Genomic DNA, 11290 nt, shown 5'->3' with positions numbered 1-11290 from the left:
CCGCTGCCGCAGGCTGCGATCGGCCCGAAGGGACGTGGCGATATCAAGAACCATGAAGGCCCTGCGGGCCTTATCGCAGCCTCGCGGGCTCGGCAACGGCTACGGGATGTCAGGCCAGCAGGCGCTGGATCTGCTCTTGCAGGCTGTTGAGGTCGAAGGGTTTGGCCAGGATCGGCGCGCTTTTCGCAATCGGGCTGCCGGACTCGAGAATCTCGGTGGGATAACCGCTGATGAAAATCACCTTGAGGTCCGGGCGCAGTTTCACCGCAGGTTCGGCGATCATCACCCCGGTAATCCCGCCTGGCAGGCGGTAATCGGTGATCATCACATCCAGATGCGGTTTGCTGGCAAGGATCTCGAACGCCTGTTCGCCGTTTTCCGCCTGCAATACCCGGTAGCCCAGGCCCGACAGATAGTCGGCGAGCAACATCAGAATTACCGGTTCATCTTCGACGATCAGTACGACGTCTTGTGCATCTTCACTCATGAGAAGCCTTTGTTCGGTCAATAGCTGCTGATACGACCATGTGGTCATCCAGAAGGTTGCGTAGCGGCCGGTGTTTTCCTAAAGCGGCAGACAAACGCGAAACAGGGCACCTTCGCCGATCCTGCTTTCGACTTCGATGGTGCCGCCATGGGCGGTGACGATCTGCTCGGAAATGAACAGCCCAAGCCCCAGCCCCGCCACCGCATGATTAGCAGAGACGCGTTCGAACTGCTGGAAGATACGTGCCTGGTTGTCCTCGCTGATGCCGATCCCGTGATCGCGCACTTCCACCCGCGCCTGCCCCTGCGCGCTGTAGACACGCACTTCGATCGGACTTTTGGCGCCATAGCGCAAGGCATTGGTCAGCAGGTTGGAAATCACCTGTTCGATACGGAACTCGTCCCACTGGCCGTTCACCGAGTCCTGGGCAGTCAATGTAAGCGACGATTCGGCGGCCTCGACCTGGGGCGCGAAGCTCTCCAGCAAACCGCGCACCAACTGCACCAGATCGACCTGGCTCGGCCGGATCGACAGTTTACCGGTACGGATCCGGGAGATATCGAGCATGTCCTCGATCAGGCGGATCAGGCTTTTGATCTGGCGCTCGTCGCGGTCGACCATGGCGTGCATCTTGTCCAGGGTGAAGGCGGCGGCGTTGTCGCGGGCCAGGTGCATCTTGCGCAGCTGGGTTTCCAGGATCAGCCCGTTCAACGGCGTACGCACCTCATGGGCAACGATCGACATGAAATCGTCACGCATGCGCACCGCCTGCTCCAGTTCGTTCTGGGTCGCCTGCAGCTGCTCGAGCAGCGCCTCCTGCTCGCGCCGGCTCTGTTCCAGGGCCTCGACCTGCTGCTTCATGGCCTTGCTTTGCCGGTACAGGTCGACGAACACATTGACCTTGCTCTTCACCGCATGGATATCCAGCGGCTTGTAGAGGAAATCCACCGCGCCGCTTTCATAGCCCTTGAAGGCATAGTTGAGCTCGCGCCCGGCGGCGCTGACAAACACGATGGGGATGTTCTTGGTCTTCTCGGTGCCGCGCATCAGTTCGGCCAGCTCGAAGCCGTTCATGCCGGGCATCTGCACGTCGAGAATGGCCATGGCGAACTCATGCTGGAGCAACAGCGACAACGCCTCGTCCGCTGACAGTGCCCTGTACACCTGGCGGTCCTCGCGCTTGATCAGCGCTTCGAGGGCCAGCAGGTTCTCCGGCAGATCGTCGACGATCAGCAGCTTGGCTTGAATATTACTTAACATGCGATTCGTTCCAGCTCGACAAGCAGACGGCTGATGCCGTGCAAAGGGAGGATGTAATCCGGTTGGAGCAGCGCGATGGCCGCCTCGGGCATGGTGGCCACCTGGGCCTCGGCCGGGTCCTGGACGATGCTCAGGCCGCCGCGCCGCTTGACCTGGGCCAGGCCGCGCGCGCCGTCCTGGTTGGCGCCGGTCAGCAACACCGCGGCCAGGCGCGGGCCATAGACATCGGCGGCGGAGTCGAACAGGTAATCGATCGCCGGACGCGAATAATGCACGCGCTCCTCCTGGCTCAGGGACAGGCTGCGGTCCTGCTCCACCGACAAGTGATAACCCGGCGCGGCGAAATACACGGTGCCGGGATCGATGGTCTGCTTGTCGCGGGCCTCCTTTACCGGCAGCGACAGGCGCTGGCCGAATACTTCGGCCAGCTGGCTGCGACGTTCGTCGGGCAGGTGCAGCACCACCATGATCGGCAGGCTGAAGCCTTCGGGCAACGCCGTGAAGATTTTCAGCAGCGCCTCGACACCGCCGGCAGACGCGCCGATCACTATGGCCTCGACCCGTGGCAAGGCGGATGGACTGAAGGCTTCATCGTTCATGATTTGCGATAGATCCGTTCTTGCTTGACCAGTGGCTCGAAATGTTTGCCATAGCCTGAAAAGTCCAGGGTTTCCTTGCTGCCCAGCACCAAAAAGCCACGGTGGCAGAGCGACTCGTGGAACAGGCCGAAGGCCCGGTCCTGCAGCTTCTTGTTGAAGTAGATCAGCACGTTGCGGCAGGACACCAGTTGGGTTTCGGAGAACACGCTGTCCGTGGCCAGGCTGTGGTCGGCGAAGGTCACGTTTTCGCGCAAGCTCTTGTCGAAGATCGCGTAATCGTAGGCCGCCGTGTAGTAGTCGGCAAAGGAGCGCAAGCCGCCGGCCTGCTGGTAGTTCTGGGTGTAGGCGCGAATGTTCTCCAAAGAAAAGATGCCCTGCTTGGCCTTCTCCAGGGAGCTGGGGTTGATGTCGGTGGCATAGATGATGGTGCGTTCCAGCAAGCCTTCCTCGCGCAGCAGGATGGCCATCGAATAGACCTCCTCGCCCGTGCTGCAGCCGGCGATCCAGATCTTGATCGAGGGATAGGTCTTGAGCAGCGGCACCACTTCCTGGCGAATCGCCAAAAAATGCGACGGGTCGCGAAACATCTCGCTGACCGGGATCGTCAGCAGCTGCAGCAATTGCATGAACGCGCCCGGATCGTGCAGCACCCGCTCCTGCAGGGCGGAAATGGTCTTGCATTCGAACTGGCGCAGCGCGTGGTTGATCCGGCGCTTGATCGAGGCACCGGAGTAATCGCGGAAGTCGTAGCTGTACTTGAGGTAGATAGCTTCGATCAACAGGCGCAGTTCAATTTCGGCATTGCGCTCCACTAGATTCTTTCCATCTTGGGTAACCAGACTCGAATAAGGGAAAACAGCCGGTCGAGGTCGATCGGCTTGGCCAGGTAATCGTTGGCGCCGGCCTGCAGGCAGCGCTCCTGATCGTCCTTCATGGCCTTGGCGGTCACCGCGATGATCGGCAGCTTGCGCCAGCGCGGATCCTTGCGGATTTCGAGGGTGGCTTCGTAACCATCCATCTCGGGCATCATCACGTCCATCAGCACCAGGTCGATGTCCTCGACTTCGTTGAGCCTGGCGATGGCTTCATGGCCATTGCGGCCGATGACCACGATCGCGCCCTTCTGCTCCAGGGCGCTGGTCAGGGCGAAGATATTGCGCACATCGTCATCCACCAGCAGGACCTTGCGCCCCTCGAAGACCTTGTCGCGGCTGCGCGCGGCCTTGAGCATCTTCTGCCGCTCATGGGACAGCTGCGACTCGACCTTGTGCAGGAACAGCGTCACTTCGTCCAGCAGGCGCTCGGGCGAACGCGCGCCCTTGATGATGATCGAGCGCGAATACTTGCGCAGTTCCGCCTCTTCGTCGCGGGTCAGGTTGCGCCCGGTGTAGACGATCACCGGCGGGAACGAACAGATGTCCTCGGTGGACATGCGCTTGAGCAGGTCGTTGCCGAGCATGTCCGGCAGCTTCAGGTCGATGACCATGCAGTCGTAGAGGTTGTTGCGCAGCAGCTCCAGGGCTTCCTGGGCCAGGCCGACGGCGGTGATTTCGATGTCGTCGTCGCCGATCAGCCGGGCGATGCTGTCGCGCTGCAGGTCGTCGTCCTCCACCAGCAGCACGCGCTTGACCTTCTGGGTCAGCTTGGCTTCCAGGCGGCCGAACACGTCCTTGAGCTCCTCGCGCGTGGTGGGCTTGACCGCATAACCGATGGCGCCCATGTGCATGGCGGCCTCGACGCGGTCTTCCACGGAAATCACATGCACCGGGATGTGCCGGGTGGTGGCATGCGCCTTGAGGCGCTGCAGCACTGTCAGGCCGGAATGGTCCGGCAGGCGCATGTCCAGCAAAATCGCGTCCGGCACGAACTGCTCGGCCAGGCTGTAGCCCTCGTCGGCGCCGTGGGCCACCAGGCACTGGTAGCCCAGTTCATGGGCCAGGTCATAGAGGATGTGGGCAAAGTTCGGCTCGTCCTCCACCACCAGGATGCAACGGGTGGCAAACGGCGCCTTGTTGCGATCGTCGGCGAAACGCGGGATCGGCGCCTCCTCCACCAGGGGCACCGGCACCGCCGCCGGCTTGCTCGGCGCCGGCACTTCCCACACGACGGCGGGCCTGGCCGCGTCTTGCGGCTCTGGCGCGTCCTCGACGTACTGTTCAGGCAGCACCAGGGTGAAGACACTGCCCTGCCCCGGCTTGCTGGCAACCGTGATCGAACCGCCGAGCAATGCCGCCAGGTCGCGGGAAATCGACAACCCCAGGCCGGTGCCGCCGTAGCGGCGATTGGTGGTGCCGTCGGCCTGGCGGAAGGCTTCGAAGATGCTTTCCTGCTGCTCCGGCGCGATGCCGATGCCCGAATCGCGCACGGTAAAGGCAATGCCCGCCTCGGGCTGGCGCGACACGGTCAGGCTGACCTGACCCTTTTCGGTGAACTTCACCGCGTTGGACAGCAGGTTCTTGAGAATCTGCTCCGCCCGCTGGCGGTCGGTGAACAGCATCTGCGGCGCGTCAGGCTGCAGTTCGACGCGGAACTCCAGGCCTTTGTCCGCCGTCAGCGGCTGGAACAAACCGCGCAGGCCCTCGACCAGGCGCGCGACGCTGGTGTTTTCCGGACGCACTTCAAGCTTGCCGGCTTCTACCTTGGAAATATCGAGAATGTCGTTGATCAGGTTGAGCAAGTCGTTGCCCGCCGAATAAATCGACTCGGCGAACTGCACCTGTTCGGCGCTGAGGTTCTCCTCGGCGTTTTCCGCCAGCAGCTTGGCCAGGATCAGCGAGCTGTTGAGCGGCGTGCGCAGCTCGTGGGACATGTTGGCGAGGAATTCGGACTTGTACCTGCTCGAACGCTGCAGCTCCTCGGCCCGCTCTTGCAACTGCACCTGGGCCTGGTTCAGCTCGCCGTTCTTGCGGTCCATGGCATCGCGCTGTTCCGCCAGCGCCAGGGCCTGCTCGGCCAGTTGCTCGTTGGTCTGCTCCAGCTCCACCTGTTGGGTTTCCAGGTGCACCTGGGACTCCTTGAGCACCCGCGACTGCTCCTCGAGCTCTTCGTTGGCGGTCTTCAGTTCTTCCTGCTGCACTTGCAACTCTTCGTTGAGCTGCTGGGTCTCGGCCAGCACTTCCTGCAGGCGCTGGCGGTAACGCGCGGCCTCGATGGCCGTGCCGATATTGCCGGCAATCAGCTCCAGCAGCTCGACATCGCGCTCGTCGAGGGACCGCAGGAAACCCAGCTCGATCACCCCGTTGACCCGGTCATCGTCGCTGGTGGGCACCACCAGCACGCTGCGCGGCATGCCGTCGCCAAGGCCGGAGCTGACCTTGAAGTAATCGGCGGGCACTTCGTCCAGACGGATCAGCCGGTCCTGCTGGGCCGCCTGGCCGACAATGCCTTCGCCGATGAAAATCGACTGGTCGCGTTCTTCCTGCTCGCGGGAGAAGCCATAAGCGGCCACGCGCTTGAGGCCGCCGTGTTCTTCACGCACGTACAGCGCCGCCACGACGCTGCCCAGGTACTGCGCGCAGAACTGCAAAATATTGCGCCCCAGCAGGTTCAGCGTCAGTTGCCCCAGCAACTGCTCGGCCAGTTCGGTCTGGCCGCTGCGCAGCCAGGCCTGCTGCGCCAGCCGCCGGGCACTTTTGTCCTGGGCGGCAAGGTTGGCGCTGTAGCTGCTCGACAGGTTGAGCAAGTCGCGGCGGCCGATATACGCCAGCAGGCCGCTGATAATCACCACGAACAGCAGGTACAGGGCGACGCTGAGGATCGTGGTTCGGGTGACGGTCTGGTTGCGATCGACCCGCAATTGCTGCTCCATCGTCACCGCTTCGTCGTATTCCTTGCGCATCTGGTCGGTCAGGCGCTTGCCCCGGCCGGACTGCACCGCGCCGCGATAATCGCCGCTCTGGCGACGCAGTTCGATCATGTTTTTCGCATGAAGGCCCCACTCTTCCTGCAACGCCTCCAGGCGCTTGAAGCGGTCGACCTGCTGCGGGTTGTCCGCCACCAGCTCGCGCAGCCCGCGCAACTCGCTGAAGATCTGCGGCTTGGCCACCTCGTACGGGTCGAGAAAATGCTCGTCGCCAGTGATCAGGAAGCCGCGCATGCCGGTTTCCAGGTCGACCGTCAGCTTGGCGGCCTGGTTGATGCCGTTGATCACCCGGTCGCTGTGCTGGACCCACTGGATCGTCGAGAGCAGATAGCTGATCAGGGACACGAAGACCACCGCGCTGAGCACGCCCACGCCCAGCGGAAGCGCGATGTTGCGGCTTAGCAGCTTGCGAAAACTCTGTTCATCGACCGAAGACGGGGAGATCATTTAAAGGCCTTGGTGAGGTGTCAAAACCATGGAGTTTGCCCCAAAGACGGGCACCGTATCTATTGTTCCGACAAGCCTGGTGGCAATTTTTCATCCTGCACTGCCCGCCCTCGATCAGACAGGTTATTCTGGCACAGCTTGTACAGGATTACTTTTTTGTACAGCTTCGGGAACTTGTCATCACGCGATATTTACTGATGCAAAGAGGCAAGCATTTTTTCCCGCGGCCGTCCTTTTTTCTTTTTTTCGAGAGCCCTTTCTATGTCACCCACCGATTCCACCATTCTGGTCGTCGAAGACGACGCCATCGTCCGCATGCTGATTGTCGACGTGCTGGAAGAGCTGGAATTCACGGTGGTGGAAGCCGCGGGCAGCGACGAAGCCCTGGCCCGGCTGCAGGACGGTGCGCTGCGCATCGACCTGTTGATGACCGACGTCGGCCTGCCCGGCATGGACGGCAAGGAACTGGCGGCCCAGGCTCGCGCCCTGCGCCCGGACCTGCCGATCCTCTTCGCCAGCGGTTATGCGGAAAACATCGAGGTACCCGTCGGCATGGCGGTGATCGGCAAGCCCTTTTCCATCGATCAGTTGCGCGACAAGGTCCGCACCATCCTCGGCTGAAGCCTTTGCAACCCGGGCCGCCCCCGCGGCCGCCCGTCCCTTGGGCGCCAGGGCGCTCGCGCCAGCGGCCTGCTGTGGTTTAATGGCGCCCCCCGCAACCTCCCCCGCGCTTTTCAGGAATACCCGCCCATGAGTCCGACCGCCGCCACCAAAGTCCTGGTCATTGGTTACGTCTGGCCCGAACCCCGCTCCTCGGCGGCCAGCGGGCACCTGATGCAGATCCTCCAGGTGTTTCTCCAGCAAGGCTGGGACATCACCTTCAGCAGCCCGGCCAACCCCGGCGAGCATAAGGAAGACCTGAGCGTGCTGGGCATCCGCGAATGCCCGATCGAACTGAACAACAGCAGCTTCGACCGTTTCATCGCCGAGCTCGCGCCGGATATCGTGCTGTTCGACCAGTTCATGATGGAGGAGCAATTCGGCTGGCGCGTCGAACAGCAGTGCCCGGGCGCCCTGCGCGTGCTGGAGACCTCCGACCTGCAGAGCTTGCGCCACGCCCGTCATCAGCGCCTCAAGGAGCGCCTGAAGGCCAGCGACGACAACGATGACTTCAGCGCCCTGTTCGCCCCCGCCGCCGCGCAGGAATTCGCCGGCATGGCCGACACCGACCTGGCCCGCCGCGAGATCGCCGCGCTGTACCGCTGCGACCTGAGCCTGATGATTTCCGAGTTCGAGATCGAGTTGCTGACCAGGCAATTCGGCCTGCCGCCGGCCCTGCTGCACTGGTGCCCGCTGATGCCCGAGCACTTGCCACAGCGCTATGTGCCCTTCGCCGAACGGGCGCACTTCCTGAGCATCGGCAACTTCCGCCACGCGCCGAACTGGGACGCGGTGCTCTGGATGAAAAACACCGTCTGGCCGCTGATCCGCCAGCAGTTGCCAGGCGCGCAGCTGCATATTTATGGCGCCTATACACCGCCCAAGGCCGCGGCCTTGCACAACCCGGCCCAGGGTTTTCAGGTGATGAACTGGGCCGAAGATGCCCTGCAAGTCATGTCCGCCGCGCGGATCTGCCTGGCCCCGCTGCGCTTCGGCGCGGGCATCAAGGGCAAGCTGCTGGACGCCATGCTCTGCGGCACGCCGAGCGTCACCACCCCGGTCGGCGCCGAAGCCATGCACGGCGATGCGCCCTGGCCAGGTGCCGTGGCCGAGTCGGCCAGCGCCATCGCCGCGGCGGCGGTGCGCTTGTACCAGGACCAGGCGCTGTGGAGCGAAGCCCAGGAACAGGGGCGCAAATTGTTGCTCGAACGTTATCGGCAACAGGTCCATGGCCCGGCCTTGATCGAGCGCCTGCAGCATTGCCGGGCGAACCTGGCGCAATTGCGCCGCGATAATTTCACCGGCGGCATGCTGCGTCACCATCACCACAAGAGCACCCAGTACATGGCGCAGTGGATCGAAGCGAAAAACCGCCTGGCCTGAGGCGCGTCCGCCGATCCCGGACGTCCAGGCGACACCCGACCCTGTAGCCGCTGCCGCAGGCTGCGATCGACCCCGAAGGGGGCGCCGCTCTTGAGGGCCCTGAAGGTCCTGCGGACCTTGTCGCAGGCTGCGCCAGCGGCTACAGGTGTAACGGCCGGCACTGGTGCTGAGGGTTTGAAGGAGGCATGATCTGGCGCAACAACGATAAAAAGCGCAGCGCCATGAGCCGACCAGCGAGAGTCACCGATCCTTCCTATGAATTGATGGACGACCACAACGGCCTGTCGATCATCTATCGCCAGCACGGTTTTCCCTGCCCCCTGGTGCGCTGGCACTTCCACAAGGAATACGAGCTGCACCTGATCGTCGCCAGTTCCGGCAAGGTGTTTATCGGCGACTACATCGGCAATTTCTACCCCGAATCGCTGTTTCTCACCGGCCCCAACCTGCCCCACAACTGGATCAGCCAGGTGGCGGAGGACGAAGTGGTGCCCAAGCGTGACATGCTGGTGAACTTCACCGACGAGTTGTTCGAAAGCGGCTACCAGGTGTTCGCCGAACTCAAGAGCCTGGCGCCGCTGCTGGAGCGCGCGCAATACGGCATCGAGTTTCGCTGCAAGCGCACCATCGCCCAGGCCATGCAACTGATGCAGCGCATCGCCGATTCCAGCGGCATCACCCGCCTCGGACACTTCTTCATCCTGCTGGAGCTGCTGGCCGCCTGTGACGACTATCAGTTGCTGTCCGGGGCCACCACGGTGCAGCTGGCGGACGAACATAACGTGGACCGCACCAACCGCGCGGTGGATTACATCTTTGCCCACTACGCCCGTGAACTGCCGCTGGAAGAAGTCGCCGACTACCTGGGCATGAAACCCACCTACTTCTCCCGGGTGTTCAAGCAGGCCACCGGCCGCTGCTTCGTCGAATTCGTCAACCGCCTGCGCATCAGCAAATCCTGCGAACTGCTGGCCGACGGCGACAAGCCGGTGACCGACGTGTGCTTCGAGTCGGGCTTCAACAACATCTCCAACTTCAACCGGCGCTTCCAGCAACTCAAGGGCATGACCCCATCCCACTACCGGCGCCTGGCCGTGCAGCGCCTGACCGAACAGAACCTGGCCTGATGCACTGGACGCGGCTCTCGCGAGCACGCTTCGCCCCTGCATCATGGGCAAGCCACCTGCGCGCCCATCAGCCGCGCCAATAAGCCTGGGCGCGGGCGCGTTTTGCCTATAACGTCCGCGTATTCCCGATTCTCATGGAAGATTGTGCATGACCACTGCAACGGCCCAACCGCCGCTGACCGACACCCCGTTCAAACTGATGCCGCTGATGGTCGCCTACATGGCCTGCACCATGTCGATGATGGCCTTCGTCTCGCTGATCGGCCCGATCGTCCGCGTACTCGGCCTGGCCACCTGGCAGGCTGGCGCGGCGGTGACAGTCTCAGGGGTGATCTGGATGCTCCTGGCGCGGCCCTGGGGTCAGGCCAGCGACCGTTTCGGGCGCCGTCGGGTGCTGCTGGTCGGCACGGCCGGCTTCACCCTTTCCTACTGGGCGCTGTGCCTGTTCATCGATGTCTCGCTGCACCTGCTGCCGGGCATGTGGCTGGCGTTTATCGGCCTGATGCTCGGGCGCGGCCTGATCGGCGTGTTTTACGCGGCCATCCCGGTGGGCGGCTTTGCCCTGATCGCCGATAACGTCGAACCCGAGCATCGGGCCCGCGCCATGGCCACCCTGGGCGCCGCCAATGCCGTCGGCCTGGTGCTGGGGCCGGCGGTGGCCGCGCTGCTCGCCCGCGTCAGCCTGAGCCTGCCGCTGTACGCCATGGCCGTGCTGCCGCTGGTGGCGTTTTTGGTGCTGCTGTACAAGCTGCCGCGCCAGGAGCTGCACCTCAAACAGGCGCCACGCTCGGTGCGCCTGGGCGATCCCCGGTTGCGCCGGCCGATGGCGGTGGCCTTTGTCGCCATGCTCTGCGTGTCCATCGCACAGATCACCGTGAGCTTCTACGCCCTCGACCGCCTCGGCCTGGACAGCGCCGAGGCCGCGCAGGCCGCCGGCATCGCCCTGGCCATGGTCGGCGTGGCGCTGATCTGTTCGCAATTGGTGGTGCGCAAGCTCGAATGGCCGCCGCTGCGGATGATCCGCGCCGGCGCGCTGCTGGCCGCCAGCGGCTTTGCCGGTTGCATGCTGGTGGAGAGTGCCTGGGGCTTGTGGCTGGGGTTCTTCGTCTCGGCGGCGGGCATGGGCGCGGTCTTCCCCTCCTTCTCCGCCCTGGCGGCCAATGCCGTGGACGCCTCCGAACAAGGCGCCACCGCCGGCTCGATAGGCGCAGCCCAGGGCTTCGGCGTGGTGATCGGCCCCCTGGCCGGCTCGCTGATCTATGCCGTCGAACCGCGCCTGCCCTACCTGATTGCCGCGCTGTTGCTGCTGTTGGTGGCGGGTTGGCCGGCGGCGAAAAACCTCAGGGATTGATTCACCGTCAAAACCGCCAAGGCCCTGCGGGCCTATCGCAGCCTGCGGCAGCGGCTACAACAGCCCTGTAGCCGCTGCCGAGCCCCGGCGAGGCTGCGATCGAGCGCGCAGCGG

9 protein-coding genes are annotated in these 11290 nt (G+C 63.6%); 4 read left to right on the top strand and 5 right to left on the bottom strand.

Going from position 1 to position 11290, the window contains the following annotated elements; genetic code table 11:
• Window positions 1–109: 109 nt before the first annotated feature.
• The 5 genes from BLV20_RS01640 to BLV20_RS01620 form a co-directional block, all read right to left on the bottom strand.
• Window positions 110–487, bottom strand: coding sequence for a response regulator (locus BLV20_RS01640; protein WP_092296044.1), 378 nt, complete (start codon window positions 485–487; stop codon window positions 110–112).
• A 78-nt stretch (window positions 488–565) separates the two neighbouring features.
• Window positions 566–1747, bottom strand: coding sequence for a hybrid sensor histidine kinase/response regulator (locus BLV20_RS01635; RefSeq protein WP_092296041.1), 1182 nt, complete (start codon window positions 1745–1747; stop codon window positions 566–568).
• Window positions 1741–2346 (bottom strand): chemotaxis protein CheB, encoded by a 606-nt coding sequence (locus tag BLV20_RS01630; protein WP_092296038.1) that lies wholly within the window; start codon window positions 2344–2346, stop codon window positions 1741–1743. The genes BLV20_RS01635 and BLV20_RS01630 overlap by 7 nt, the downstream gene beginning before the upstream one ends.
• Window positions 2343–3158 (bottom strand): CheR family methyltransferase, encoded by an 816-nt coding sequence (locus tag BLV20_RS01625; protein WP_092296035.1) that lies wholly within the window; start codon window positions 3156–3158, stop codon window positions 2343–2345. Before BLV20_RS01625 ends, BLV20_RS01630 begins: the two co-directional genes overlap by 4 nt.
• A complete protein-coding gene (locus tag BLV20_RS01620; RefSeq protein ID WP_092296032.1) occupies window positions 3158–6655 on the bottom strand; it encodes a response regulator in 3498 nt (1165 codons plus the stop codon). The genes BLV20_RS01625 and BLV20_RS01620 overlap by 1 nt, the downstream gene beginning before the upstream one ends.
• A gap of 261 nt (window positions 6656–6916) precedes the next feature.
• On the opposite strand from BLV20_RS01620, the gene BLV20_RS01615 reads away from it, so the two are divergent.
• The 4 genes from BLV20_RS01615 (at window position 6917) to BLV20_RS01600 (ending at window position 11176) form a co-directional block, all read left to right on the top strand.
• On the top strand, window positions 6917–7276 hold the full coding sequence (locus BLV20_RS01615) for a response regulator (RefSeq protein WP_092296029.1): 360 nt from the start codon (window positions 6917–6919) through the stop codon (window positions 7274–7276).
• A gap of 129 nt (window positions 7277–7405) precedes the next feature.
• On the top strand, window positions 7406–8698 hold the full coding sequence (locus tag BLV20_RS01610; RefSeq protein WP_092296025.1) for a glycosyltransferase: 1293 nt from the start codon (window positions 7406–7408) through the stop codon (window positions 8696–8698).
• A gap of 221 nt (window positions 8699–8919) precedes the next feature.
• Window positions 8920–9825 carry an AraC family transcriptional regulator gene (locus BLV20_RS01605; protein WP_092296975.1) on the top strand — a complete coding sequence of 302 codons (906 nt, stop codon included), beginning with the start codon at window positions 8920–8922 and terminating at the stop codon, window positions 9823–9825.
• A 148-nt stretch (window positions 9826–9973) separates the two neighbouring features.
• Window positions 9974–11176 (top strand): MFS transporter, encoded by a 1203-nt coding sequence (locus BLV20_RS01600; RefSeq protein ID WP_092296022.1) that lies wholly within the window; start codon window positions 9974–9976, stop codon window positions 11174–11176.
• Window positions 11177–11290: the final 114 nt, after the last annotated feature.

Source organism: Pseudomonas sp. NFIX28 (genome assembly GCF_900107395.1).
Taxonomy (GTDB): Bacteria; Pseudomonadota; Gammaproteobacteria; order Pseudomonadales; family Pseudomonadaceae; genus Aquipseudomonas.
The sequence above is the reverse complement of the archived record's forward strand: the minus strand, read 5'-3'. Positions and strand labels throughout refer to the sequence as shown.